The organism is Brevibacillus sp. NRRL NRS-603 (assembly GCF_003013445.1).
Lineage (GTDB): Bacteria > Bacillota > Bacilli > Brevibacillales > Brevibacillaceae > Brevibacillus > Brevibacillus formosus.
Genome location: NZ_PXZN01000005.1, coordinates 90,004 through 115,630, shown reverse-complemented (window position 1 = coordinate 115,630; position 25,627 = coordinate 90,004). Strand labels below are relative to the sequence as shown.

At 47.0% G+C, this 25,627-nt stretch carries 25 protein-coding genes; 11 read left to right on the top strand and 14 right to left on the bottom strand.

Going from position 1 to position 25,627, the window contains the following annotated elements:
* Positions 1–103 precede the first annotated feature (103 nt).
* Positions 104–454, top strand: a complete 351-nt coding sequence (locus C7R94_RS02080) for a hypothetical protein (RefSeq protein WP_106778260.1) — start codon at positions 104–106, stop codon at positions 452–454.
* A 35-nt stretch (positions 455–489) separates the two neighbouring features.
* Positions 490–687 (top strand): hypothetical protein, encoded by a 198-nt coding sequence (locus C7R94_RS02075; RefSeq protein WP_106778259.1) that lies wholly within the window; start codon positions 490–492, stop codon positions 685–687.
* Between the two features lie 740 nt (positions 688–1,427).
* Here the strand turns inward: C7R94_RS02075 and rpsI are convergent.
* The 4 genes from rpsI to C7R94_RS02050 all read right to left on the bottom strand — a co-directional run bounded on the left by rpsI (position 1,428) and on the right by C7R94_RS02050 (position 4,136).
* Entirely contained in the window at positions 1,428–1,493 is a 66-nt protein-coding gene (rpsI, locus tag C7R94_RS30930) for a 30S ribosomal protein S9 (RefSeq protein WP_369834976.1), read from the bottom strand.
* 32 nt (positions 1,494–1,525) lie between these two features.
* Entirely contained in the window at positions 1,526–2,158 is a 633-nt protein-coding gene (locus C7R94_RS02060; RefSeq protein WP_106778258.1) for a sterol desaturase family protein, read from the bottom strand.
* Between the two features lie 25 nt (positions 2,159–2,183).
* Entirely contained in the window at positions 2,184–2,900 is a 717-nt protein-coding gene (locus C7R94_RS02055; RefSeq protein ID WP_106778257.1) for a GntR family transcriptional regulator, read from the bottom strand.
* A 162-nt stretch (positions 2,901–3,062) separates the two neighbouring features.
* Positions 3,063–4,136: a branched-chain amino acid aminotransferase gene (locus C7R94_RS02050; protein WP_106778256.1), complete on the bottom strand. Its 1,074-nt coding sequence runs from the start codon at positions 4,134–4,136 to the stop codon at positions 3,063–3,065.
* Between the two features lie 229 nt (positions 4,137–4,365).
* Between C7R94_RS02050 and C7R94_RS02045 the strand changes: the two genes are divergently transcribed.
* Complete coding sequence (locus tag C7R94_RS02045; RefSeq protein ID WP_106778255.1) at positions 4,366–5,148, top strand: SDR family oxidoreductase; 783 nt, start codon at positions 4,366–4,368, stop codon at positions 5,146–5,148.
* Between the two features lie 55 nt (positions 5,149–5,203).
* On the opposite strand, the gene C7R94_RS02040 is transcribed toward C7R94_RS02045, so the two are convergent.
* Positions 5,204–6,673: an amidohydrolase family protein gene (locus tag C7R94_RS02040; RefSeq protein WP_106778254.1), complete on the bottom strand. Its 1,470-nt coding sequence runs from the start codon at positions 6,671–6,673 to the stop codon at positions 5,204–5,206.
* A 284-nt stretch (positions 6,674–6,957) separates the two neighbouring features.
* Between C7R94_RS02040 and C7R94_RS02035 the strand changes: the two genes are divergently transcribed.
* Positions 6,958–8,199, top strand: coding sequence for an amidohydrolase family protein (locus tag C7R94_RS02035; protein ID WP_106778253.1), 1,242 nt, complete (start codon positions 6,958–6,960; stop codon positions 8,197–8,199).
* A 339-nt stretch (positions 8,200–8,538) separates the two neighbouring features.
* Here the strand turns inward: C7R94_RS02035 and pdxR are convergent, their stop codons facing one another.
* Complete coding sequence (gene pdxR / locus C7R94_RS02025; protein WP_106778251.1) at positions 8,539–9,918, bottom strand: MocR-like pyridoxine biosynthesis transcription factor PdxR; 1,380 nt, start codon at positions 9,916–9,918, stop codon at positions 8,539–8,541.
* A 101-nt stretch (positions 9,919–10,019) separates the two neighbouring features.
* Here pdxR and C7R94_RS02020 point away from each other — a divergent pair, with 101 nt between their 5' ends.
* The 3 genes from C7R94_RS02020 to C7R94_RS02010 are packed head-to-tail and all read left to right on the top strand — an operon-like array spanning position 10,020 to position 12,054.
* Complete coding sequence (locus tag C7R94_RS02020) at positions 10,020–10,643, top strand: FMN-binding negative transcriptional regulator (RefSeq protein WP_106778250.1); 624 nt, start codon at positions 10,020–10,022, stop codon at positions 10,641–10,643.
* Between the two features lie 33 nt (positions 10,644–10,676).
* On the top strand, positions 10,677–11,315 hold the full coding sequence (locus C7R94_RS02015; RefSeq protein ID WP_106778249.1) for a LysE family translocator: 639 nt from the start codon (positions 10,677–10,679) through the stop codon (positions 11,313–11,315).
* Positions 11,316–11,343: 28 nt separating this feature from the next.
* Positions 11,344–12,054: a B3/B4 domain-containing protein gene (locus C7R94_RS02010; RefSeq protein ID WP_106778248.1), complete on the top strand. Its 711-nt coding sequence runs from the start codon at positions 11,344–11,346 to the stop codon at positions 12,052–12,054.
* A 35-nt stretch (positions 12,055–12,089) separates the two neighbouring features.
* Here the strand turns inward: C7R94_RS02010 and C7R94_RS02005 are convergent, their stop codons facing one another.
* Complete coding sequence (locus C7R94_RS02005) at positions 12,090–12,464, bottom strand: nuclear transport factor 2 family protein (RefSeq protein ID WP_106778267.1); 375 nt, start codon at positions 12,462–12,464, stop codon at positions 12,090–12,092.
* 264 nt (positions 12,465–12,728) lie between these two features.
* On the opposite strand from C7R94_RS02005, the gene C7R94_RS02000 reads away from it, so the two are divergent.
* Positions 12,729–13,571 (top strand): DUF92 domain-containing protein, encoded by an 843-nt coding sequence (locus C7R94_RS02000; protein WP_106778247.1) that lies wholly within the window; start codon positions 12,729–12,731, stop codon positions 13,569–13,571.
* 51 nt (positions 13,572–13,622) lie between these two features.
* Here C7R94_RS02000 and C7R94_RS01995 read toward each other — a convergent pair whose 3' ends face one another.
* A complete protein-coding gene (locus C7R94_RS01995; protein ID WP_106778246.1) occupies positions 13,623–14,843 on the bottom strand; it encodes an MFS transporter in 1,221 nt (406 codons plus the stop codon).
* Positions 14,844–14,976: 133 nt separating this feature from the next.
* Between C7R94_RS01995 and C7R94_RS01990 the strand changes: the two genes are divergently transcribed.
* Positions 14,977–15,861 carry a LysR family transcriptional regulator gene (locus C7R94_RS01990; protein ID WP_106778245.1) on the top strand — a complete coding sequence of 295 codons (885 nt, stop codon included), beginning with the start codon at positions 14,977–14,979 and terminating at the stop codon, positions 15,859–15,861.
* A 12-nt stretch (positions 15,862–15,873) separates the two neighbouring features.
* Here C7R94_RS01990 and C7R94_RS01985 read toward each other — a convergent pair whose 3' ends face one another.
* Positions 15,874–17,256: an MFS transporter gene (locus C7R94_RS01985; protein WP_106778244.1), complete on the bottom strand. Its 1,383-nt coding sequence runs from the start codon at positions 17,254–17,256 to the stop codon at positions 15,874–15,876.
* A gap of 112 nt (positions 17,257–17,368) precedes the next feature.
* On the opposite strand from C7R94_RS01985, the gene C7R94_RS01980 reads away from it, so the two are divergent.
* Both C7R94_RS01980 and C7R94_RS29835 read left to right on the top strand, forming a co-directional pair.
* Positions 17,369–18,259 carry a LysR family transcriptional regulator gene (locus C7R94_RS01980; RefSeq protein ID WP_106778243.1) on the top strand — a complete coding sequence of 297 codons (891 nt, stop codon included), beginning with the start codon at positions 17,369–17,371 and terminating at the stop codon, positions 18,257–18,259.
* Positions 18,260–18,262: 3 nt separating this feature from the next.
* The gene (locus C7R94_RS29835; RefSeq protein ID WP_146142753.1) at positions 18,263–18,553 is read left to right on the top strand and encodes a hypothetical protein; all 291 of its coding nucleotides are present in this window, start codon (positions 18,263–18,265) and stop codon (positions 18,551–18,553) included.
* A gap of 31 nt (positions 18,554–18,584) precedes the next feature.
* On the opposite strand, the gene C7R94_RS01975 is transcribed toward C7R94_RS29835, so the two are convergent.
* The 5 genes from C7R94_RS01975 to C7R94_RS01955 all read right to left on the bottom strand — a co-directional run bounded on the left by C7R94_RS01975 (position 18,585) and on the right by C7R94_RS01955 (position 25,611).
* On the bottom strand, positions 18,585–19,478 hold the full coding sequence (locus C7R94_RS01975; RefSeq protein ID WP_106778242.1) for an ABC transporter ATP-binding protein: 894 nt from the start codon (positions 19,476–19,478) through the stop codon (positions 18,585–18,587).
* Positions 19,479–19,482: 4 nt separating this feature from the next.
* Positions 19,483–22,365 (bottom strand): ABC transporter permease, encoded by a 2,883-nt coding sequence (locus C7R94_RS01970; RefSeq protein WP_233220451.1) that lies wholly within the window; start codon positions 22,363–22,365, stop codon positions 19,483–19,485.
* A gap of 18 nt (positions 22,366–22,383) precedes the next feature.
* On the bottom strand, positions 22,384–23,562 hold the full coding sequence (locus C7R94_RS01965) for an efflux RND transporter periplasmic adaptor subunit (protein WP_106778240.1): 1,179 nt from the start codon (positions 23,560–23,562) through the stop codon (positions 22,384–22,386).
* Positions 23,525–24,199, bottom strand: coding sequence for an ABC transporter ATP-binding protein (locus C7R94_RS01960; protein WP_106778239.1), 675 nt, complete (start codon positions 24,197–24,199; stop codon positions 23,525–23,527). The genes C7R94_RS01965 and C7R94_RS01960 overlap by 38 nt, the downstream gene beginning before the upstream one ends.
* Positions 24,200–24,393: 194 nt before the next feature.
* Positions 24,394–25,611: an amidohydrolase family protein gene (locus C7R94_RS01955; protein WP_106778238.1), complete on the bottom strand. Its 1,218-nt coding sequence runs from the start codon at positions 25,609–25,611 to the stop codon at positions 24,394–24,396.
* Positions 25,612–25,627 lie beyond the last annotated feature (16 nt).

Genomic DNA, 25,627 nt, shown 5'->3' with positions numbered 1-25,627 from the left:
ATCTAACGGGTAGTAGTTCAGGTCTGCGAGCCCTGTGCTTTTTCTTCTCACTAGCTTTGGCGTTTATCGGTAGCTTTAAAATCTAAAGAAACAGCAGGCTGCTGTGAAAAAAAATGGTCCAACAGCAGCTCCACGCATTGCCCCCTTTGATCCTAAAGGATCAGCTATTAGAGGCGCAGGCGTAGGCGTCGCAGTAGGGGTCGCAACTGAAACCGCGAAAAACATTTATGATCATTACGACAACATTTCCAAAACAAAGGGAACCAAAGAAGCTATTGCACAAGCAGTTGAAGATAAGTTCATTGCCCCCTTCGAACCTTATGCTTCTATGCCAACTCCCAAAGAAATAAGAGACTCAAAAGATAAAAACGACAGGAAAGAAAGTATCTCAGATCGAATTGGAAGAGAAGTACAGGAAGCTAAAGAAAAGATTAAAGACATTTTTAAATGGTGAGAGAATCAATAGTTACAAGAAATTAGGAGGTATTAGTGGTATTAATGGATGCTTACATAGATAATCTATATCTTGGTGCTCAAGGAGCATTTATCACTTACATTGTATTATTCTTATATTTTTGGTTAATTAAAAAACGTCGCTTTGTTTCACTACTTGATCCCAAACTAATAGGAGTAATTATTCTGGGTACACTTGTTATCACAGCTTTCTTTACTGTTATTGAATTGTAATTCTATTATAATTGCCCTCCCCAGGTTGTTCTGAAGGAGGGCAATTATTATTTGGTGATGCCTACAGTATCACGCAATGCATCTGCTGCGTAACGTGCGGCCTCCCTAACTTTTGTGATTCCTTGTCTATTTTTTTCACAGGTTTATCCTCCTTCTATGGATGCTTGTTCCACCAACCTTCGCCACCGAGAGCGTCATTGTAGTCAGAAATTTTTACGCCTCACTGCCAAATAAAAAATGGGCCACAAATATTCTTACATATTGTTTAACGGCGTCGTCTATATTTGTCAGTCATATACACGAGATGTAAACGGAGTCCTTCTACACAGTGATCAAGGATACCAGTACATTTCGAAGCAATATAATCAGTTTCTTCAGCAAAATCAAATTGTAGCAAGTATGTCTAAAATTGCTAAGATAATGCTCGTAATGAAGGGTTCTTTGGACATTTAAAAGCAGAGTGTTTGCATCTTCGCTCATTTCAAACGGAAGAAGAAGGAAACAAGCTGTTCGTGTCTATATAACTTTTATAATCTTCAACGGTTTCAATTTCGATAATAAAACCTGAGCTCGGTAGAATACCGAACACAGGCAACTTAGATAGGGCTTGTTTATAGTTGTCTACTTGACAGGGGTAAGATCAGATTTCATCGGATAAACCAAGTGCTTAATCCAATGCCTATTCCAAAGGGGCAGTTCAATGAAGCCTAGAGGCGATAATCCTTGATATAGCAAGCTTCTTAGCGCTTGGAGAATTGAGGTGCGTGACGAGCTGCTTTCAAGCCGTATTTCTTACTCTCTTTTATACGAGTAAAAAAGGCTGGCGTCGGAAGACCAATTACACTTCAACATCTTTGTCCCACCGTCTTTCCAGATCTCTCACGGTCGAACTTTTCTCGACATCCTGTTCATTCTTGTAAGTTCCCAGCATGACGTCAAAAACAGGGCTGGTAACACCGTACCAATAATGTTCATTTTTGAAGTGATGCCAGAGATGGAGCTTTTTCATCCAGCGCCCCCATGGAGATATGGGCTGAACCGGACGGTGGGCGATGTAATGCGTCCATTCATAAAATAGCAAAAATCCGATCACACCTGTAATAAAGGCATTGGTCACAATCAAGTCGGAAGTAAGCAGATAGCAAATGCCTCCGGTTCCTGCAATGAGCGGCAAGCTGTACCATACGGGCAAGAACAGCAGGTGCAAGTTGTTGGGATCGGCGTGATGATCGTAATGTAAGCGTTTTAACAAATGGAGAAAAAATGGGTTTCGAGGCGGTTTAAGGTGAAAGAGAAATCGATGAATCAAGTATTCGCTTGCCGCATATCCAATCATCCCCGCAACGAGTGCCACCCATATTTCCAATACGTACCATTCGGAAAGAGTGAAAGACAAGCTAATCAGGAATAGCATGCTCATGATGAGGATATCCGGAAACGTAAAGAATTCCTTCAGAAACTTTGGCTTCAACAGAACGCCCTCCTCTTGTGTTCCTTCACTTGTCTTGTTCCAACACGGTTCGGTTTCTCCACAGCTCCAAACTTTTTTCCATTGCCTTTCTGGCTACACGCTCTGCTTCGATGACATCTCCCTGTAAAGCGACGTTCAACAGTTCATGGTAATAGTGCCAAGATGCTTCGCGGTGTTCCGGGATGGAAAAATACCTTCGCGCCATTTTTAGGTAAAAGGAATCAAAACTGTTTACAATCAGTAAGTAGATAGGATTTTGGGAAAGCCTCGTCAGATTTTTCTGAAGCTCCCAGTCAAACACTGCATAAGAATCAGCATCAGGGTTCAGTTGATCGAGATTGGCAAGCAATGCGACTACCTTCGGCTGATGAGCAGCAACCGCGTTACGAATGTAAACAGGCGCCAACGATATCCGCAGTTCCAGCAAGTACGAAATAAACTCATCCGTAACATCGTCGTGGTTTTGAATGATATGGACAAGGGTCATTATATTGCCTTGATGCCAATAATCGTTGACAATTGCCGGATGTCCTTTCCGCACAGTGATCCAGCCATCTCTTTCCAAGCGTTGCAGTGCTTCTCTAACGGTTGGCCGACCTACCCCGTAGTACTCTGCCAACTCCCGTTCCGGTCGCAGCGTACTTCCTGTAGGATACTCTCGGGTCAAAATTGCCTTGATTAATTTCAGCTCAATTTGATCCGACGACCGTTCTTTCTTTCCCCCTTTTTTCTCCAATGTCATGATCGCCTCCCTGCGCTGCTGGTCCTACAACAAATTTTCGTGGTATTACCACAAAAGGTAATATTTTACATAACCCTTGTCAAGAGGTGACCTACACGATCAAAAAAGGCATAGCCCTCTCCCGAAAAAGAGAAGGCTATGCCTCTTGTTTTACTGGCGTGATTATTCTGTCACTTCTACCGACCAGCCAAACTTGTCTGCACGCTCACCGTACTGGATTCCTGTCATCTCTTCGTACAGTTTCGTCGTCAATTCCCCTGTTTTTTCACCGTTAATGATCATCTGATGTCCGTTCCAGTTCAGATCACCAACTGGGGAAATAACAGCCGCTGTTCCGGTACCGAATGCTTCCTCCAGATCACCGTTGACGTAAGCGGCATGCAAGTCTTCCATGGAAATCCGCTTCTCTACGACTGGAATTCCCCAGTCCTTGAGCAATTGGATGGTCGAGTCTCTTGTGATACCCTCCAGGATGCTGCCATTTAAAGCTGGGGTCCACACTTCCCCTTTTACCTTGAAGAACACATTCATGCTGCCTACTTCTTCAATATATTTATTCTCTACACCATCGAGCCACAGCACTTGCTCATAGCCTTTTTCTTTTGCTTCCACTTGTGCTTTCAGACCGCCTGCGTAGTTACCTGCCACTTTCGCGTTTCCTGTTCCGCCTCTTACGGCACGAACGTAGTTGTTTTCTACATAAATTTTCACGGGCTGCATACCACCCGCATAGTACGCTCCAACTGGAGAGAGTACAATCACCAATTTGTACGTATGCGAAGCGCGCACACCAAAGCATGGCTCTGTCGCGATTACAAAGGGACGAATGTAGAGAGACTGTCCGCTTTCTGTTGGAATCCAATCTTTATCTACTGCCACCAGCTGCTTCAATGCCTCGACCATGAATTCCTCGTCGATCAACGGCATGCTCATACGCTCTAGCGAACGGTTCATACGCTTGAAGTTTTGATCAGGACGGAACAAGCGAACCTTGCCCTCTTGATTGCGATAAGCTTTCAAGCCCTCGAACACAGCTTGCCCGTAATGGAACACCATTGCTGCCGGGTCCAATGTCAGCGGAGAGTAAGGGACAATTTGTGGATCATGCCATCCTTTACCTTCTGTATAATCCATGGTGAACATATGATCGGTAAAATGAACACCGAACCCCAGCTTGTCAGACGCTGGTTTCTCTTTTTTCTGTTCTGTCCGGGTAATTGTTAACTGACACTCCATCTTCTACATCTCCCTTAGTATGAAAACCACGATTTGAAACTTCCTATATATACAAAATAGCAACAATTTTGCATGATTTCCAGCGTAAGTTTCTCCTACCTCTACATTTTCTGGTTATTTAGCGAAAACTTCGCAATAATTTCGCGATCGATTTTTTTCTTTGTCGGCAGGATGAAAGGAATAGGTATCCCGAAAAGAATGGATAGTGACAAAATGAGGAGGGATATGTATGACCACAAAATCTCGCTTGCACGGAAAAATTGCGATCGTAACAGGAGCCAGCCGCCTTCAAGGGATTGGTGCTGCTATCTGTAAAATGCTGGCCTCACATGGCGCCGATATTTTCCATACGTATTGGACCGCCTATGACCAATCCATGGCGCATGGGATTCAAAAGGATGAACCCGCCATCTTGCAGGAAGAAATCAGACGCTGCGGAGTGAGATGTGCTGGGATTGAGATCGACCTGTCACAGCCCGATGCCTACAAAGAGGTGCTCGACGCAGTTACAGCACAACTGGGCGAACCAAGTATCCTCGTCAACAACGCTTGCTACTCAACAAATGATGGCTATGAGGCATTGGATATTGCCAGTTTGGACGCACATTATGCTATCAATTTGCGGGCAACAACGATGCTCAGTGTGGAATTTGCCCGTCGCTTTTCTCAACAACGCGGAGGCAGAATCATCAACATGACTTCAGGTCAATCCAAAGGCCCGATGGTCGGTGAGATCGCGTATGCCGCAACAAAAGGAGCCGTGGATGCCCTGACGGCTACACTTGCTGCCGAAGTAGCTACGCGAGGGATTACGGTCAACGCTGTAAATCCTGGGCCCACCGATACAGGCTGGATGAACGACGAAATCAAGCATTACCTTTTGCGGCAATTTCCATTCGGGCGGATCGGACAGCCCGAGGATGCAGCGCGTCTGGTCGCTTTTCTAGCAAGTGACGAAGCGGAGTGGATTACGGGACAGATCATGCATTCCGAAGGCGGGTTCATACGGTAAGTGAAAAAAGCACAATCCGCTGTTTCTAGCAGATTGTGCTTCTTTTTTGTTCAGGCTATAGTTTGCTCACGATTGGGAAAGAAGGCTTGAACAGCTCTTTTCCGCCCAACTGTTGATAGTCTCGCTCGACGTAGCCCAGACGCATTTTATCAAAGTAACACTGTCCCTTTGCTTTGATCTCTTCCAGATCAACTCCTGGTAGGAGGCGATCTTTCATTACGGTGCGTCCAGCAATGATGGAGAGCTTTACATCACGGCCTGAGCCACACGTGATGATCGTACGGATTGGATCATCAACCGCACCCATGTGGAAACCATCCAGATCGATGGCAATCATATCTGCTTTTGCCCCCGGCGCCAATCGCCCCAGATCATCTCTGCCGAGGAAACGTGCGCCTCCCAATGTCGCTGCGCGGTAAATATCCGCGTAGCTGGAATCTGCGACATCGCCTTCCACCAAACGGGAGAGCATGCTGGCTGTGCGAATGTTTTGGATGAAGTCAGGCGGGAACGTATCGGTTCCAATCGCGATGTTGACCCCACGACGCTTGTAACGGGCAAACGATTCGAGTGCCTCACCGTGGCGGCCGACTACGAGCGGGCAGTGAATCACGGTCGTACCTGTCTCTTGCAGGATCGCCAAATCGTCCCCCTCTCCGAATTTCGCCTTACTAAAGCCTGGAATGAAATGGGCGTGCGGAATTGCTGTTTTCTTTCCGAGGAAGCCAATCTCATTCAGGAACTGAATCGGGGATTTGTTGTGACGACGATGGATTTCCGTATATTCATAAAGACCTTGCGCGGCATGCAGACGGATCGGACATCCGAGCTCCTCGCTGTAGCGCTTTGTGTTGATCAGGCTCTCTACAGATTGTGTCTCGATTCGCTCTGGCGCCAGCATTCCACGGATGAGTCCGTTGTGAGCCCCATCGAAATCTTTGACAAATTGGACAGCCCGCTCCAAACCTGCTTGTCCTTCCGCTTCGTTCCACAGTACTTCGATCTCTCCATTTGCCTTCACGACACGCATGCCAGACTGATAGCTCGGCCCCATGTACATACGCAATCCCAAGCGTCCTGCATGATCGGCTGCGGCTGCCAGCTCCTCATACGTTTCCGCCCAGCGCTTGTAGAAAACGGATGTAATCGGCATCGCTGTCGTTACCCCATTTAGAATCAGCTGGCTGTAGGCGTAAAGGGATTTGAACGCCTCTTCCTCAGGGGTCATTACCTCATGGTAGCCTTTACGGTAGTAGTCTTCCGACCAGAGCATGTTTTTGTTTCGAGCAGAAGCTTGCTCCAGATGCACGATGTCGTGATCAATGTCACCCAACGCATTCAGGTCAATGAAGCCCGGACTGACTACTGCATTGCCGGCATCCATCACTTCATCTACCTCGCCATCAAAATCGTGCCCTACATACACAATGGTTTCATTCTCGTAAACGACTTCCCCATCTTTGATAATCACATGATCGTCGCCGTCAAAACCGATGACATATTTTGCGGTTATTTTCTTTTTCATGATGTTCCTCCCCATTCTTTCTCGTTCCGGCCTCTCCACTCCATTGCATCCTTCGCTATTATAGGAAATATTCTGTAAAATTCGTTTCAAAACTTTTACGTTTATTTGCACAATCTTTACTCCTTTTCGAAAACAAGGAAGATTCCAGACAATACGTAAAGATCATGCAAAAACTAGTAAAGAAGATGAACAACCTTGTTCGAAATATTCACTACAATTAATTAGAGACAGCTAGATTGGACTCTCATCCACTACATGCAAGATAGAGAAAGGGCTGATTTCTAGTGATGCAAGCTTTTTGGTTAACCAATGTTCGTCTCGATAAAGGATTTGAAACAGGAGATGACGGCGTCTTTCACACAATCTCAGAAATCTGTCATTTGAAGATTGAAGACGGCAAAATTGCAGAGATCGTCTCGGCGAACGAACCACTCGACACCACGTTACCGCAAGAAGATGCAAAAGGTTTATTGGCCCTCCCCTCTTTTGTTGAAAAGCATAATCATCTGGATAAAACGTATGCGGGCGCAACCTGGAAATCCTGCCTCCCTCCGAAAAAACTGATTGATCGCTTGGAGTTCGAAGCAAAAGAAATGCCGCTGATGACCGGGACGACCAAAGAGCGCGCACAAGCGATGCTCCAGCTCCATATCAAAGGCGGTGCCACACATGTGCGTACACACGTCAACATCGATCCATACATCGGGCTAAAAAACTTGGAGGGTGTTCGTGCAGCACTGGAAGAGTACAGCGATCGCCTGACGTATGAAATCGTTGCTTTCCCGCAGCAGGGGCTCCTGCGCACACAAGCAAGCTCCTTGATGAGACAAGCGATGAAGGAAGGCGCAACACTGGTTGGAGGCTTGGACCCGGCTGGGATCGATAATGAGTTGGAAGGCTCCTTGCGTGAAATGATGGACATTGCGGTGGAAGCAGATGCGGATGTCGATATTCACCTGCATGATCCGGGGACACTCGGCTTCTATACGATCAAAAGACTGCTCGATCTGACCGAGGAAGCTGGCTGGCACAACCGGATGGCAATCAGTCATGCCTTTGCGCTCGGAGATGTGTCGATGGAGGAAAGCTCGGACATGGCAGATCGATTGTCCCAGCTGGGAACGATGATCATGACGACCGTTCCGATTAATCGGGCAATGCCACCTGTTCCGATGCTTCATGCCAAAGGCGTACATGTCGCACTTGGCTATGATGGGTTCTACGATTCATGGTCGCCATATGGAACAGGCGATATGCTCGATAAGCTAAACCGTCTCGTCGAGCGCTACCGTTGGGTCGATGAGAAATCATTGGTGCAATCCCTATACTTCATCACCGGAGGAAAAACAACGCTCGATAAAGATGGCAACCGTGCATGGCCAAAGGTTGGCGACGTGGCAAGCATCGTGTTTGCCGAAAGCTCCTGCTCTGCGGAAGCGATTGCGAGAAAATCTCGTCGGGCTGCTGTTATGTTTAAAGGGAAAATTGTGCATGGTGCTTTGGAGAGAATGGGAGAAACAAAGTAGCCAGATAGACCACGGAGGCTTCGCTGATTTTTCAGGGAAGCCTTTATTGTTTTGGTCTAAATCGAGCCTTTGGTGGTGGGAGAAAAAAGAAGAAAACACTCAAGTTCTTGGGCTACCTGCTATGGGGTCATCCCTGCCCAGCTCCATGGAAAAAAAGAAACCCGCGTCCAAAGTCGCGCCTCTGCGAAGTATTTCAGAGGTGGACGCTAAAGGCAGGTTTCTTTTTTTCTATTGCGCTTCGGCTGGTGTCCCAAAGACTTTCGCTTATTTCTTCTTTTTTCTCTTACCAGCTTGAGTGTTTCTTCGCGCTTAAAAGCTTGAGCTATCGAACCCGCCATTTTATAGCCAAGCCTTTTTTAAAAGCTTCACACCAAGCAGAATCTCATCACTTGATAAATTACTGAATCCAAGTTTAATCATTGGTTGATCCGTTTTGTTTTTTATAAAGAAGAGTGAAGTAGGATAGACTTTAACTCCATGAAGGAAGGCTTGTTGAATGAGCCATTCTTCTGAGCGTTCCAGGTGTACTTTGACTAATACGTACAAACCTGACTGCTCCCCGATGATAGAGATATGATGTTTGAAATGATTCCTTAATTCACAAACAAATTGCTGCATTTTTCGTTTATAAACAAGACGCATCCGTTTAATATGGCGATTCCATTCCCCTTCCTCCATAAATTTCGCCATGGCGAATTGGCTAAGGAGTGAAGTGGGGCTCTCGAAATATGCGAATTGATTTTTATAACAGTTGACCAGTGGCTGTGGCAATACCATATAACTTAAACGAATCCCAGGCAAAAAGCATTTCGAGAAATTTCCGAGATAAATAACTCTCGTTGAATCGATGGAAGCGAGAGCCGGGAATGGTTGTTGGGTATAGCGATATTCACTGTCATAATCGTCTTCGATAATATACCCATGCCTCTTTTCTGCCCAATGGATGAGTGCATGCCTTTGTTGAATGGGCATACTTACCCCATATGGACTGTGGTGGGACGGCGCCACATAAATCAATCTTGATTTCATTTGTTCCAAGTGTGAAAAATCAGCACCTGTCTCATAGACAGGTAACGTTTCGAGTGTAAAACCATTCAATTGAAAAGCCTTCCTAGCGCCATCATAACCAGGGTCTTCCACAATCACGCTGGAAAAATCATGTTTCAGGACAAGACCGAGATACACAAGCATTTGTTGGGTACTACTGCCGATAATGATGGCATCTGGTTCTGTTTTCACTCCACGAGACTGGAGTAAATAGGCTGCGATCTGCTCACGTAGGCTTCTTTCACCAAAAGGTTCTCCGTACCGAAAGCTGTTCTTTTCCGTTAATACTTGATTCGAAATCCTCCGCCACGTTTTTAAAGGGAAATGCGATTGATCGACGACGTCTGCGCGAAAATCAATCCGCACAGGTGGTACCGGCTCTGTTTGCTTGTGAGTAGAAGAGCTGCCGACCTCTTGAAATAAAACGGGCTCTAACTCATTTACAAAATAACCTTTTCGGCCCTCTCCACGAACATACCCTTCAGCAACAAGTTGTTCATACGCCATTAATGTTGTATTCCGGCTTACATGTAAGGAATCCGCAAGTTGACGAATGGAGGGCAGTGGCTCGTCCGCCTTAATATCGCCTTGTTCAATAAATGACTTAAATTTCTCGTAGATTTGTTTGTATTTAGGAGAGTTATCCTTGAATGTAAAAATGGTATTTTTCATTCGCACCCCTTCTGACATGTATACTTGTTTGTTATTGTATCTTTTTTTATGTCAGTTTATATCATACGCTTGGATTACATTCAAGTTAAAGGGTGGTTACTATGTACATTCCTAAGCTGTATCGTATGGAACATGATGAGGCAGTTCAAACGATGAAGGCTAACCCGTTTGCCCTATTGATTACGGTTGATGAACATCGCCCATTAGCTACGCATATCCCGTTGGAAATTCGTGAAGAGGAAGGGAAAATCTATGCGACTGGGCACATTGCATACGGAAACTTGCAGAAGAAAACGTTGGATAACAACAGAGATGTTTTGCTGATTTTTCAAGGACCGCACGCTTACATTTCGTCAAGCTGGTATGAGAGTGAACAGGTTCCCACATGGGACTATCTCGCTGTACATGCGTATGGGACAGCACGTATCCTCACGAAGGATGAAATGAAGTCGGCTTTGGATTCTATGCTGAAACACTATGAATCTCACCGAGAAAATGGTCGTCTCTGGGATACATTTGATCCTGAATTGCTTGAGAGAGAAATGAAAGGAATCGTTGGTTTTGAAATTGAAATCACCTCGATTCAAGGGGCAGCCAAAATGAGCCAGAATCGCAACAACACCGATTATCAATCGATTGTGGCAAAGCTTGAAAAATCAAATGATCAAGGAGAAATTCAGGTTGCTCAGTGGATGCGTGAGCAACGGAAAGAGTTATTTAAATGATCAACCTATAGATACAACAAGGAGTTGCTTCTTATGGAGTTTTCAACGATTTGGCTATTTGTTATTGCCGCTGCTACGCTGTTAATCATACCTGGACCAGCTGTGTTCTATATTATGGCAAGAAGTATCGATCAAGGGAAGCAAGCAGGCCTGATTTCAGTCCTAGGTGTGGCTCTTGGTGGCTCTGTTCACGTTTTAGCTGGAGCAATCGGCGTTTCTGCGATCCTTATGACATCAGCAACAGCCTTTCATATCGTGAAATACCTGGGTGCTGCTTATCTTATCTATCTGGGGTGTAAGACATTACTTTCTAAAGCTGATAGCACGGCTTCTGACATTCCAAAAGCCCCTCGCAAAAAATTACGAAAGGTTTTTTACGAATCAGCGCTTGTAGAGGTAATGAATCCCAAGACAGCACTCTTCTTTTTAGCCTTCTTTCCGCAATTCATATCACCTACTGTCGGGTCAGTCACCGCTCAATTTTTGCTTTTAGGAACGATATTTATTATCCTTGCTTTTGTTAGCGATGGTCTGTATGCCTTTCTCGCAGCAAGTATGAGAAAGCGGATTGTGGGTAGTACGGCGAGTGCAAAGGTAATGAATCGGATCACTGGTTATTTCTACATTGCTCTAGGGATTTTCTCTGCCTTTGCGAGCCCCTCCAAAACATAATTAGTGAAATGAAACGGAGAGATCGGTTATGTCGAGATTTATCATTGAAGATGATTTTTGGACGTTATTTCCGCATGCAAAAATAGGCATCGTGATTTGCCAGGGGATTGATAATTCAAGGAGGGACGTTGAAAAATACGAGAAGCTGCTTCATGACGCAGAGAAAGAAGCACATAAATTTTTACGTCTGGAGGAGTTCAGCAGTAATCCTGTCATTTCCGTTTGGCGAGAAGCTTTTCAGAAATTCAAGACAAAAAAAGGGGCAAGGTGCTCCATTGAAGCTTTATTAAAAAGAGTGAAAAATGGCAATCCGATTGGAACCATTAACCCGCTTGTTGACATCTATAATTCTATTTCCTTGCGTTATGGACTTCCCTGTGGCGGAGAAGATATCGACACTTTTGTAGGCGATATTCGGCTGACACTAGCAAAAGGCAACGAACCGTTTATCCCATTGGGACAGGATGAAAATGCTTCGCCATATGAAGGAGAAATTGTTTATAAAGACGATGTCGGCGCTATATGCAGATGCTGGAATTGGCGTGAAGCTCAGAGGACGATGCTAACAGAAAACACGAAAAATGCATTCCTCTGTATTGAATTAATCGATGAAACAAGAAGCGATGAATTCCATATGGCGCTTAAAGAATTGTCTGATTTCGTGCCACATCATCTTGGCGGTATGGTGAAAATGGAAGTGCTCGATATCCATCATAAAGAAATGACCATCTTTGGTTAAACAACCGGCAGCCACATGCACTGGCTGCCGTTCTTTTAGAACATTCCATTCTCATTGGGGGAATCATCCGGTATGGGTTGGCCAACATCCCACAGCTCGACGATTTGGTCGTTATGAAAACGGAAGATATGAACCACAGCTCCCCCGAGATCCTCTTGGTTTTGCCTCACATGAGAATGAACGGCAACGATATCCCCCTCTTCGATGGCACGTTGCATTTCGAGAATCTTATGCGGATTCTTTGCGGCGTTCTCTTCCATTGCGATCATGAGAGAATGAGCATCGCCACGGAAAAAGGGATTATGGTGGCGGAAATTCGGACCTGTGTATCTTTGGTATGCTTCTCGCACATTTCCCGAAGCTACCAGTTGCAGAAACGACACCGCATTCTCTTTGAGGGAAGTCTTCAAAACCAATCATCCTTTCCTTAATAAGATACCCGTTCATACAACACGTCTATCTATGCCCAACTTTTTACACTTTTTAACTCTCCTCGTCACTTGCTATGCTTTCAATCTTGCCATATGTATTTACTATTTCTTCTGTATACCCAATTAACCTTTTTCCCACATCCGATACTCCTCTATTCTGTCATTACTATTTTCTAGAGGAAACCGCTCACCTTGCCTGCTGCGTTGAGGTATAATAGTTCAAAGCAAAGGGGGCAGGAAACTGTGGAGTGGTTAATCGGTCTGGCATGCAGCGCTGGGATTGCCGGGGCGGCTTATGTAAAACGATCGCTGTCTGGTTCCGGCTTTTTGGCGGCAGTTATACTCGGCACCGTGATGTATGCACTCGGAAGCCCTATCTGGTTCGGCTCCCTCATCGCTTTTTTTGTCTCGTCCACCTTGTTATCCAAGTGGAAAAAGCATAAAAAGGAAGAGGCAGAGAGCGGTTATGAGAAAACCGGGAGACGCGATGCTGGCCAGGTGCTAGCAAACGGCGGGCTCGGGCTCCTGTTATGTGTAGCAAATTGGGCGTTGCCCCATCCGCTTTGGTGGTACGCGTTCCTTGGCGTGATGGCGGCGGTCACAGCCGATACATGGGCGACAGAGATCGGCGGCTTAAGCCGCAAGCCTCCGCGATCGATTAAAACGGGACAGCGTGTCCCGCCTGGCACTTCTGGCGGCGTTTCTAGCCTGGGCATGGGTGCTTCGCTTGCCGGTGGACTATTCATCGGCGGTGTAGCGTGGTTGCTGCTTGCGATACTCGGTCAACCCGCGCCGGATGTGATCACACCTGCCCTTAGACTGGCAGCCTGGATTGGTACAGCAGGACTGGCGGGCATGGTAGGGTCACTGGTTGATTCGTGGATCGGTGCGACATGGCAGCAAATGTACCGTTGCGGGTCTTGCGGCCGTGAAATCGAGCAGGCTCGTCACTGCGGCAAGTCAGCCGTACGAATCCGCGGTCGCGCTGGTTGGAACAACGATGCCGTCAATGTCGCTGGATCGCTTGCAGGTGGTGCTTTCGCCGTCTTATTGGCACTGGCATTCGGTTTATCGTTTGGCCTATAAAGAAACGGAAAGACTTCGTATCACCAAACGATACTGAGTTTTTCCGTTTCTTTATTTTGAGACACAAGTCTCGGCTATTTTCGTCATTTTCTTCGCGTTCTGTACCATTTTTGAGACGCACGCCCAAAGGATGAGGCCCATTAGGAGAAAGCCGACGTTCATGCTGATGACGCCTCCCCATCCGTACGCGGACCAAAACAATCCTCCGAGTGTTCCCCCTACACTTGAACCCGTATAGTAGAAAAACAAGTACAAGGAAGAGGCCTGTGCTTTGTTTTGTAAAGCAAGCTGTCCTACCCAGCTGCTTGCAACGGCATGCGCTCCAAAAAATCCAAAAGTAAAAAATCCAAGTCCTGCAATCTTCAGCATGAGATTCGCTTCCCACGTCAAACAGACACCGATCAATGCAAGGAATAAGCTTGTGAATAACAGCCTTTGCTTACCGTGACGATCTACTAATTTTCCGGTCCAGACAGAGCTGAACATTCCGATGATCATAATTAAAAATGTCCAGCTTATATATGTTGGGCTGAGTGAATAGGGCTTTTCGAGCAATACATAAGCGATGTAATTGAACAACGCTACATTACTTCCTAGAAGTAAAAAGCCGATGATAAATAAACAAATGAGACTGGGAGCCTTTAGATGGTCCATTAAAGACAGACCTAACTTTCTCATTACGAATGGACGTGCTTTGAAATTTTGTGATGGTGGCAAAGTGTTCCAAAAAATCAGTGTGGCAACCAAACTGATGAGACCAATCCCCCCTATTGCGATCTGCCAGCCGAAGTAGTCACTCACCATTCCTGAGAAAACCCTGCCAAACACAGCCCCAATGGAATTGCCGCATATATAGAGACCCATAGCCGCTCCCAGGCTTTTGGATTCGATTTCTTCTCCAAGATAGGCCATTGCAATGGAGGGTAAACCCGCCAATGAAACACCTTCAATCGTTCGCAATACCAGGAGAATATGAAAATTCGAACTGAATGCTGTGAGAATGCAAAACACAGACGAAGCGAGCATGGAAACGATCATGATTGGCTTGCGTCCCCATACTTCAGACAACGAACCAAAAATGAGCATACTGACGGCAAGAACCATGGTTGTAATGGAGAGGGATAGGCTTGCTGTCGTTGGACTAACCGCAAATTGTTTTGAAAATTCCGGCATCAAAGGCTGTACGCAGTAAAGGATCCCAAACGTATTGAAACCAGCGGCAAAAAAAGCAAAGCTGGTTTTGCGGAAAAGTGGCGTGCCTTGTTGTATCATGTGATCACCATATCATTTCAGGATGATTATGGTTTCATGGTATCACCATTTATCTATGATGTATAATTCATTATAATCATGTTTTCCATGCATTTATGTAATGAAAAGTCCGAACGGAAAGTGGTGCTTTCGAATGGAATGGCAACAGTTCGAATATTTTCAAACCCTGGCGAGAATCCAACACGTGACACATGCTGCCGAAGCTCTCTCGATTTCCCAGTCTGCCCTTAGTCGTTCGATTGCCCGATTTGAGGATGAAATAGGCGTGCCCCTGTTTGACCGTCAGGGACGTTCGATTCGGCTAAATAAATATGGTCATCTCTTTTTAAAGCGAGTCGAAAATATGATGAAGGAATTTCATGAAGGAAAACAAGAGATCATGGATTTACTTGATCCAGATCAGGGAGAAGTGTCTCTTGGGCTTCTGCACACGTTAAGTACCAGTCGCATCCCTGATTTACTAGCTTCTTTTCGCTCCCTCTACCCAAACATTCATTTTCGACTCGGACAAGGTCCCTCCCATACGCTTATGAATCAGTTGCAAGGAGGAGAATTTGATCTTTGTCTACTTGCTCCTATGGATATGAAATCACCCTTTGTATGGAACTCTCTTTGGAATGAAGAACTGTTTGTGATTGTCCCCAAAGACCACAAATATGCAAATCGCACCTCGATTACTTTGGAAGAGATTGCAGATGAATCCTTTATCCATTTAAAACAAGGCTACTCCCTTCGTATCACCGTCGAGCAATTGTTTCAAGTAGCGGGAATTACACCTCCCATTACATTTGAAGGAGAGGAAGCAGATACCGTTGCAGGACTGGTCGCTGCTGGACTGGGAATCTCCCTTTTGCCCAATTTAAAAGGAACGGACCAGAGTAAGATCACACAAATCCCTGTCAAAAGCCCGAAGTGCCAACGAACCATTGGAATTGCCTGGGTAGAAGGGAGATATTTATCACCTGCCACTGAAAAATTCAAACAATTTGTTATGAACCATGCCTGCGATTTTGAATAGGGATGGGTGAACCTACGACTCTCCCCACTGCCTTGATTTCCGTCGCCAACTCATGAGTACCAAAGACAACGCGATTGTCGTGAGGATAATGCCAAGCACTTGCAAACCCTCGGCGCTAAACTTATCTCCCATGACAATGCTGATCAATAATGAGGAGAGAATGGTTCCCAGGTATCTGGATGTATTAAATAATCCGGATGCTACGCCGATGATTTCTTTTGGAGAGCTTTTGAACAAGGCTGCTTGCATTCCGACATTGTTTAACCCGTTGCTAATGCCGAATGCCGCTAATGCCACACACACACTGATCACATGTGAATCTTGGTTTAACGTCACGAGCCACAATGACCCAAATGTCATCAGCATAGCAGATACGACCAATGCCGGCCGAGGTCCTGATCGATCAATCCATCGTCCTGCTAGTGGAGACACAATGAGTGAGCATAAACCTAAGCTGAGCATGAGCATTCCTGTATCGAACTCACTGACATGACGAACCATTTGCAAGTAGGACGGAAGTCCGAAAAAAAGCGAATAAAAAAGGACGTTAACGAGCATGAATTCGATATTGACCCACGTCATCGCAGGATACTTCGCGAATGTCCGCAAAGGAATAAACGGGGAAGTCGTTTTTAACTCATGTCGTACGAAAGCTCCCAGTGTAACGAGGCCGATCCCTCCAACCATGATATGCCACCCTGAGACATGCCCCGATGATTTTGCAAAAAGCAATCCAACGAGCAATGCAACCAGACCGACTGCGAAGAGTACGATCCCTGTTGCATCAATCAACTCCATCCATTTTCGAAAGGACATGTTATGTGCAACAGATGCTGCCGATTCATCCTTTGGAATCATCCTCCAGGCTAACAGCAAGCTCGCCACCACGAACGGAATATTAATGAGAAAGATCGCAGACCAATCCCAATAATGAAGCAATACCCCGCCAATAAAAGGTCCAATCGCTGCTGCTCCAGACAGGAAGATGGACAGTACGGAAAGCGCAGTCGCTTGCTTCTCCGTAATATGGATTCGTACAATGGCCATTCCAACGGCAACCATCATGCTTGTTCCAATCGATTGCACAATTCGGAATACAATGAGCCACCCGAAGTTTGGTGATAATGGAGCCAATAAGGAAGCAACGAAAGATACGACAAGCCCGGTAAGAAATATCTTCTTGCGGCCGAACAAATCACTTGCTTTTCCCATGACAGGTTGAGCGATTGCACTCGCAATGTAGAACGAGAAAATAATCCACGAAACAACCGTGAAATCAAGACTGTACACATTTTGCAGCCTTGCAATCGCAACAGAAATCATCGAAGAATTTAATGGGTTCAACAATATCCCTAGTCCAACGGAAATCATCAACCACCTGTTGTGAGCCCCCATTTCCAGCCCTCCTTGTAGCGTTTTGTTGATATCGTAATGGAAACCAAGCATTTACTCCAACGCATTTCATGTTATGATTTCATTGATTGAAAGGAATGAATGGAGGGGCTAAATGGAACTTCTTCAACTGCAATACTTTCTTACGGTAGCTCGTATGGAGCATGTGACCGAAGCTGCACGAAGTCTGCATGTGACCCAATCGTCCCTAAGCAAAACGATTCAACGATTGGAGGAGGATCTGGGAGTCCCTCTATTTGATCGTACAGGGAGAAAGCTGCGTCTGAATGAGTACGGAAGCAAATTCCTCTGCCGGGTGGAAAGAGCTTTGTTTGAATTGGAACAGGGGAAACTGGAGCTTCGCGATTTGTCCAACCCGGAGCATGGCACGCTTGAATTAGCAGTGACTACTGCAAGTACGCTGCCCAATATCCTTCGAGAGTTTCGGAAAAAGCGGCCCGATATCCAATTTCATGTACAAATGCTGACCACCCAGGAAATGGTTACGCTTCTTCATAGAGGAGAGGTTGATTTTTGCCTGTCCTCCCCTCCTATACAAGACGATGACATTGAATGTCAAATCGTGTTCATTGACCCTATCCTCGTAGCTGTTCCAAAAGGACATCGACTGGCAGACCGAAGCATCGTATCTTTGACAGAGCTGAGGGATGAATCGTTTGTCGGTGTAAAGAAAGGGTACGGTACACGCGATTTCGTAGACGCTATTTGCAAGTCAGCTGGATTTGCACCCACCTATGTGTATGAGGGAGATGAACCTGCAAGGCTAATCCAGCTGGTGGAAGCAGAAATTGGCATAGCCTTCATACCAAGCACGGCAAGAGATTCTCGTGAACAAATCACGTATCTCCAAGTAGAGAATCACGAATTGGTACGGGAAATCGCATTGTTATGGCACAGGAGTCGGTACATTTCGCGAGCTGCTCAAGAATTCCGTGAGGTTGTTGTCGATTATTTTGGGAATGTAAGCAAACTTGAAAGGAGATGAATCATGAAACTTCACGATTGTCCTGTTTGTCATACCAACAGTCAAGAATGTATGATCGTCATCGAGAATGCGCTGCATCCTACAGCTGAGAAATTAACATGCAGTATATGCTCCTGGAACGGAAAGTGGTCGGACATGAAAGTGCGCGAGGTCCCAGACGAACCAATCCCGGGCGTCGAACCGATAACGGACTATGGTGTACTGCATTCCGATCAAATTCGACTTCGCTATACAGGAGGTTGTTGCCCTCATTGCGGGGGAGATGATCCTTTATGCTGGTGCCATGCATTTTAGGTGCAGGCAAATGAACACAAAAACAGACACGTCACATTCGCGTGTCTGTTTTTGTAGAGGCTACAGGAGCCTTTAGGATTATTCGATCTTCTTCCAGCTCGATTCGCAGCTTGCCGTCCGCCTGAATCGCCTGGAGGTACTCCATTGGGATCTGCAGCCTCCCCACCTGATCAAGCACCGCCAATTCTTCATGAGTGTCCGCGTTAGCTGACTCATCCCGAGACTCGGAAGTGTTATCTTCCGTTCCTTTTCGCCGCAACAGCTCGCTGGACGTTTTCCCGTCCCTAATTGCTACGACACGATCGACTTTGCGTGCCAGCTCCAAGTCATGAGTCACGATGACGACGGTTAGCCCAAACGAACGGTTCAGCTCTTGAAACAAATCGAGAATGATAGCTGCCGTTCGAGTGTCTACACTGCCAGTCGGCTCATCTGCCAAAAGCAGCTTGGGCTCGTTCGCAAGCGCGATCGCAATGGCTACCCGCTGTTGCTCGCCTCCGGAAAGTTCGCTCAGCTTGTTCTTTTTTCGGTGGCCCAGCCCCACCAGTTCCAACAACTCGTGGGCGCGCTCCCTTTTTCGCTTGCCCCGCAAAAGCATCGGCATCTCCACATTTTGCAGCGCGGATAGATAAGGAATCAGATTCCGGGCGTTGTTCTGCCAGACAAAACCTACGGTTTGCAAGCGATACTGAACCAGCTCGGAAGTCGTCAATCGAAATAAATCAGCTCCCGCGACGGAAAGTTTTCCTGCCGAGGGACGGTCCAGCCCTCCCAGCATGTTCAGAAGTGTTGATTTTCCGCTGCCGCTATTCCCGATGATCCCCATCAGCTCTCCAGCCTCTACACGCAAATCCAACCCTTGCAGCGCCACCACTTCCAAATCATTTGCCTTGTAGATTTTCACCAAATTTTCGCATACGATCATCGGATTAATCCTCCCCTAGCTTTACGGCTTGATGGATCTGCATCCGTGACAGCAGAATACCGACGATCCCGATTCCGATAACGAGTGTCACAGCAATGAACGTATAAATGATTTGTTCATCTTGCGGCATCGAAATAACGGTAAAGGGGGGAACTTGCTTATCGGCATGCAAATAGAGACTGAGTGCAGGCAAAAACAGGCTATTTGCCAGCTTGCCCGCTGTCATTCCAATCGCAAAAGCGACGCCAAACGTCAAGAGCTGCTCCCACGCGAGTATGGCAAGAAGCTGTCTGAATGGCATTCCCATCGCTCGGAACACGCCGTATTGCAATTTTCTGGCTCCAAGTGTGAGCACCCAGTACAACACGTAGCCGATAAAGGTGACCAGCATGGAAAGCAGGAACCCAAGCGTCAGCGATCCGTTCAGCCCCAAATAAAATGCGTTGTTTTTCATCTGGATGACTTGCTGTTTGGCATTATTCAGCATGGCGAGCTTGACTCCCTCTTGTGACAGACCGTTGTAAAGCGATTCAGAAGACGATCCCTCTTTCATTTTGATCCAAACCTCATACGGCTCCAGGCGAATCTTGTCTTGCACGAACGGTAGATTGGCTACTGCCAAATACTGTTCTTCTACACTGTTTCCGTATGTGCTTTTTACAGGCGCAGGATTCCATCCCGGCCAGTAATCCACGATGGCATACACAATCATTTCAACCCTGCGTGAATCTCCCCAACCGAGCTGGATGGTTTGTCCCTCCACCACTTGCAGCTTGTCAGCGAGGCTGCGAGACAGCAATAGGGCACGCGGTTCTTTTGCTATCAAATTCAAATAATCGTGGAAGTGATGCGGCAGCAAGTCAGACTTCATCCAAGCGGTCTTTGCAAACTCTTTGGTCTCGATCCCCATCAAGGTGATGTCCTTCACAGGATCACCCCGAAAGGAAGCCTCCGCCAGCCCGTTCACAAAGACTTTTGTTGCGTGTTCAACCTCAGGCAGTCGACTGTACACTCCGAAATTCGGCTCTATATACTGAACTGGAGGAGCTGGAGGCGCTTGTTCCACTTCTGCACCCTCACCATCTTCCGCATTCATTCCTCCCCGATAGACCGTTACTTCCGGTTTGTCGCTCTGCCACTCTGCCTTCAAACGAATATCCGCGCCGATTTGGTAACGGATTCTCTCCTCTGCATTTTGATTGATCGTCCGCGCCATGCTTGCACTGAACATTCCTACTGCGACCGTAATCGTCACAAACAGCATGAGAAAATGATACTGCCGTGGAGCTCTCCCTACCTGAACCAGCGTCGTATGCAGAGAAAGCGGGAGGAAGGAGCGTCCTGCCCAAGACATCAGACGTAAAAGCCACGGGTACAATCGTAGAAGCAGCAGGCCAAAACCGAGCGAAAACAGAACGGGGACAAAAAAGAGAAGGAAATCGATCGAGATGGCCGAAGCCCCTTCGCTCGTTTTTGCTGCGGTTTCAGCGGCGTTTTGATAGGAGTACCATCCATACCACGAAACCGCAAGCAGCAATACGTCCAAAAACAGTCGGTGCCAAATGGCATATCCACTCATTCTCGCCATGTTTTGCTTATGCGTGACGATATTTTGCCTAGTTGCCAGAAATACAGAAATCAAAACGAGTGTGATACAGGCAAGCACCATCCACGCAGCATACACGAAAACTTCCCGACTAATGGTGACATCCAAACCTTTGCGATCAACGAATTCGAGAAATCCATTCGAGATGCCGAGTATCTTGCTAAGCTGTATCCCCACAAACGGACCGATCAGAAAAGCGCATAACCCCAAAATGGCGATCTCCATGAAATAAATAGAAAAAATCTGCATTCTGCTGGCTCCCCTGCTGCCCAGCACAGCTATTTCCGTTCGTTGCCTTTCCACGATTAATCCTGAAATCATCACGAGATAAAGACCCAGCATAATGAAAATGGGGATGTAAAGCGACCAGAGAATGGTTTTGAATTGCTTCTCTTGCTCATTGTACTTGCCCACGAGATTAGCCGCCGGAAACTGAACGTTGATCTCCGCTTTTTTCAATCCCTGCTGTTGCAGCTTCCCTTCGATTCCGACCACCAATGAATTCAGCTTCTCTGTGTCACTGATCCGAAATGATTGATAGTGAAGGGCCGTATACAGCTGGGTTGAAATGACCAGATTTTTCTCTTCCAAAAACACATTCCGAAAAAGCCGTTCATCCAATACGAAGCCACTGGAGTATTCACTGGTCGAAGCAAACCAATAAGGATCGTTCCCCTCTTTTTCCTTGAAAACACCGACCGGCTTGATTCGCACCTTGAGTCCTTCTACCTGCTTCGTGGTCAGCTCATACAAGCTGCCTAGCACCATCCGACGGTCCTTTAACGCTTTTTCCGTTACCAGCGCTTCGTACACGCCATCAACGGGGGTTGCAGCAGGCAAGCGCCCGTCAACAAGCGTCATATGCTGCGCAAGTCCGCTCAGCGAATAGATTCGGGAACTGTCGGAACTGAACGGGCTCTTCGGCTGTATGTTTTCCTGGACGGCATTAAAGGGAATGGTCCGCAAAACTGTCACTTCTGCATACACCGGGACATCCAGCTGAGCGATTACTTCGTTTTGCAGATGAGCAGTCATTTCGTCTACAAGAGCCGCCCCATTCTGTCCCAGTTTGTTTTGATTGACCGCGATCAGTAAGCCACCGGGGAAGCGCTTCGCATTCTTCTGGTATTCCTCCATATCCTTGATCAACATGCGCTGGAGTACCCCTGACGTAAATGCGGGTATACTCGATACCAATCCGACAGCGACGATCAGCCCGATCAACAGACTGCCGACCAGCCAGCGGTTATTCATCATTTTCCGCAAGATCATTTGCAGCATCGCCACGACATTGTCCTCCTATTCCAAAATAACCAGTTGGCCTGCCGAAAGACCTTTGCGAATCTCAACCTCCGTCTGGGTCATGATACCGGTTTCCACGTCCACTTCCTTCTTGCTGTTCCCGTCGAGCACCCGAACGTACTTCCTGCCCGCTAAATCATGAAGTGCTTTTCTCGGGATAATAAGAGTCTGATCCTGCTTGTCCACAATCACCTCAATGCTGACTCCTGTCCCGATCTCCAAGCCCTTTGGAGGGATTTTCGGTGTAATGAGTAGACTTCTCCGATACAGCTCCGTCAAATCCTCTGGTAAATTCGAAGGGACATGCAGTGGCGTCTGAACAACTGTCCCCTCGCCTTTTTCGCCGTCTTTGCCGGAGAGAATCACTTTCATCCCTTCCCTGACATCTTGCAGCGCCTCTTTCTCGTGAGCGATATACATAACGAACAGCTTGTTCGGATCGCCTATCGTTACCAACTTTTGATGCGCTTCCACCTCATCTCCCACCTGCCCGTTGCTTGTAAACAGCACAATACCATCAAAGGGCGCGATCAGCTTGGTCTCGTTCCAACGCTGTTGCAGGTTCTTCAGGTCCATCTCTTTTTGCTTCACGTTTAGTCTGGCTCGCTCCACCACGTACTGCTGCTTCTTGGGATCCTGCAATTTCGCCAAGTCTAGCTGAGCCTTTTCCAATTCGATCTTGGCTAGCTTGGTCTCGTTTACCTTGGCGTTCATCTCTGCTTTCAAAACATCCAGCTTGGCGGATTCGACTTCGTAGTGATTATCCTGCTGGGCTTCAAGCAGCTCCAGCTTTGCCTTCTCCACTTCATACTGGGCCGACTCGATCTCCCTCTCCATTTCAGCCGCATCCAATTCAGCAAGTACCTGTCCTTTTTTCACCTTATCACCGCCTTGGACTGAGAACGATTTCAGCCGCAGTCCCTTCGTTTCTGGGAAAGAGAGCTCCGCCGTTTTCACGGTCGTGAAGGAGGCGTTTCCTTTCACACTTTTTACGATCGTCCCTTGTAAAACTTCTGCCACCTCATATTTGATAGGCGACGGCTCCACTAATGGCGGAGCCAAAACCTCCTCTTCCTTAGGAAATAGAGAACAGCCCGTCAACAACAGGAAAACGGTCAAGTACGCCCATTTTAATTTGCTATTCTTTGATACGACCGTCCTCCAATTCATAGACATCGTCCGCCACCTCCATTACACCAGGATCATGTGTCGTCATGACAATGCTCATAGTACCTTCATCCACCAGTTGGCGAAACAAACGGCTAATTTGCAGACCCGTTTTACTATCCAGCTCAGCTGTCGGTTCATCCGCCAATAGTAGTGTCGGCCTGTTCGCAACCGCTCTGGCAATCGCACAGCGTTGCTGTTCTCCACCGGACAGCTCAAACGGTCGATGATGCGCCCGTTTGGACAGCCCAACGATATCGAGCGATTGGCGAACACGCTCCCTCCATTCGGCAGCAGGCACCCCTGACAGGCGGAGTCCAAACTCGACGTTTTCAGCGGCTGACATCAGCGGAAGCAAACCAAACGACTGGAAGATAAAGCCCATGTTCTTTCGCCTGATCCTCGTTCGCTCATGATCCGATAGCTGGCCGATTTCTCGTCCCTGAAAGTACACGCTTCCTACCGTCGGACGATCAAGACCACCTAAAAGGTTTAATAGCGTCGTTTTTCCTGATCCTGATCTGCCTTTTAGTACGAGCAATCGTCCTGATTCTACGCGCATTTTTACGCCCGCAAGCGCTCTGACAGCAGTTGCCCCTCTACCAAATATACGTTCTACGTTTTTGGTCTCTGCAATGAACGACAAAAAGACACCCCCGAAAATATATCTGAAAAATGCAAGTTTTGTTAATAGTAACTCAAATAAATACTATTGTTTAGTAAAATTGGAATAAACTAATATTAACGAAAATAAACTCCACATTTTGGCCACTATTGTCACTACAAACAGAAAAAAGGCAAAACCCTGTGGTTCTGCCTTTTTTTCTTTTCTTTTCGATTTTACAAAGCCCCAGAAACAACATTCCCGCGGAACATCACAGCTTGGCGCTTCGCCCGGCGTGCAACTGCTTCTGCTGCCGAGGATACATGAACGAATACGATATCCGCTTCGTCGCCAACATTCGGCCATTGGCGGTTGCCCTCTTTATCCAGCGGCGTCTTCCCACCTGTAATGAAGCCCAGTGCTTGGGACAGGGAGCGCTCGTCCTGCATGCGGAAGCGTTCAGCCAATCGTCCAGCTTTTTCCAAGCTGTCGCCTTGTCCAAATGGCGACCAGTGATCGGTAATACTGTCGTCACCGAGAGAGACCGAAACGCCTTTCTGATGGAGCAATGGGATTGGAATCGTCCCTCTGTTCACTGGTACAGTAGAAGTGATCGAAATGCCCAAGCCAGCGAGCATTTCTGCTACTTCCCCTGCTTCCTCCAAACTGATGTCAGCAAGGGAATTGGCATGGCTGATGGTAACGCGACCTTGCCACCCTGCTTCTTCGGTCATTTTAGCCAGACGCTTGAATGTAAACACCCCGAGATGATCCGGGTCATGCAAGTGAACGTCGATTGGTGCATTTGCTTCAACTGCCAGCTCAAAAATGGTAGCGAGCGATTTCTCAATGTTTTGATCGACGGTTGCCGGGTCTACGCCACCAACGTAGGTCGCGCCCATTTTCAAGGCTTGGCGGATGTTCTCTACTTGGTTGCTTCTCAGGAGACCTTGCTGTGGGAAGGCCACGACCTCGCACTGCAATCTGCCGCTAAAAGTCTCCAGTGCAGCCATGGTGGCTTCTAGGTTTTTGAGTCCGATGTATGGATCGATATTACAATGGGAGCGAATATGAGTGGAGCCTGCGGACAGCAGCAATTCCAGCATTTTTTCTGCGCGCTCTTGTGCTGTTGGCAACAGCTTCGGCATGAGCTGGCTCTCTTCTTCCAGTCGACCCAAGATGTTTTTTACTGGCGTCACGGCTTTCCAAGGGCCGCCATAGTACGTTTTATCGATGTGGATGTGCATATCCCTAAACGACGGCAGTGCCAACAGACCGCAGGCATCCTTCGTTGGCAGTTCAGTTTGTGGAGCAGCTCCACTCACGATCTGTGCAATTCGTCCGTCTTCAATTAATAGATGCGCCACTTCAGTATCTGTAGCAACCACCTTGTCATTTTCTTTGCGGTATCCGCTCTCCAAACGGACGTTGGTTATCCAATAGGCTGTAGACATCTATTCATGACATCCT

Bases quoted from the DNA above. Each gene is read 5' to 3' on its own strand.
- C7R94_RS01995 (WP_106778246.1), bottom strand. From the start codon at position 14,843: ATGATACAACAAGGCACGCCACTTTTCCGCAAAACCAGCTTTGCTTTT.
- C7R94_RS02020 (WP_106778250.1), top strand. From the start codon at position 10,020: ATGTACATTCCTAAGCTGTATCGTATGGAACATGATGAGGCAGTTCAA.
- pdxR (WP_106778251.1), bottom strand. From the start codon at position 9,918: ATGAAAAATACCATTTTTACATTCAAGGATAACTCTCCTAAATACAAA.
- C7R94_RS02050 (WP_106778256.1), bottom strand. From the start codon at position 4,136: ATGGAGTGTCAGTTAACAATTACCCGGACAGAACAGAAAAAAGAGAAA.
- C7R94_RS02040 (WP_106778254.1), bottom strand. From the start codon at position 6,673: ATGAAAAAGAAAATAACCGCAAAATATGTCATCGGTTTTGACGGCGAC.
- C7R94_RS29835 (WP_146142753.1), top strand. From the start codon at position 18,263: ATGAAACTTCACGATTGTCCTGTTTGTCATACCAACAGTCAAGAATGT.
- C7R94_RS02015 (WP_106778249.1), top strand. From the start codon at position 10,677: ATGGAGTTTTCAACGATTTGGCTATTTGTTATTGCCGCTGCTACGCTG.
- C7R94_RS01965 (WP_106778240.1), bottom strand. From the start codon at position 23,562: ATGTCTATGAATTGGAGGACGGTCGTATCAAAGAATAGCAAATTAAAA.
- C7R94_RS01970 (WP_233220451.1), bottom strand. From the start codon at position 22,365: ATGCTGCAAATGATCTTGCGGAAAATGATGAATAACCGCTGGCTGGTC.
- C7R94_RS01990 (WP_106778245.1), top strand. From the start codon at position 14,977: ATGGAATGGCAACAGTTCGAATATTTTCAAACCCTGGCGAGAATCCAA.
- C7R94_RS01975 (WP_106778242.1), bottom strand. From the start codon at position 19,478: ATGATCGTATGCGAAAATTTGGTGAAAATCTACAAGGCAAATGATTTG.
- C7R94_RS02055 (WP_106778257.1), bottom strand. From the start codon at position 2,900: ATGACATTGGAGAAAAAAGGGGGAAAGAAAGAACGGTCGTCGGATCAA.
- C7R94_RS01980 (WP_106778243.1), top strand. From the start codon at position 17,369: ATGGAACTTCTTCAACTGCAATACTTTCTTACGGTAGCTCGTATGGAG.
- C7R94_RS01985 (WP_106778244.1), bottom strand. From the start codon at position 17,256: ATGGGGGCTCACAACAGGTGGTTGATGATTTCCGTTGGACTAGGGATA.
- C7R94_RS01955 (WP_106778238.1), bottom strand. From the start codon at position 25,611: ATGTCTACAGCCTATTGGATAACCAACGTCCGTTTGGAGAGCGGATAC.
- C7R94_RS02010 (WP_106778248.1), top strand. From the start codon at position 11,344: ATGTCGAGATTTATCATTGAAGATGATTTTTGGACGTTATTTCCGCAT.
- C7R94_RS02045 (WP_106778255.1), top strand. From the start codon at position 4,366: ATGACCACAAAATCTCGCTTGCACGGAAAAATTGCGATCGTAACAGGA.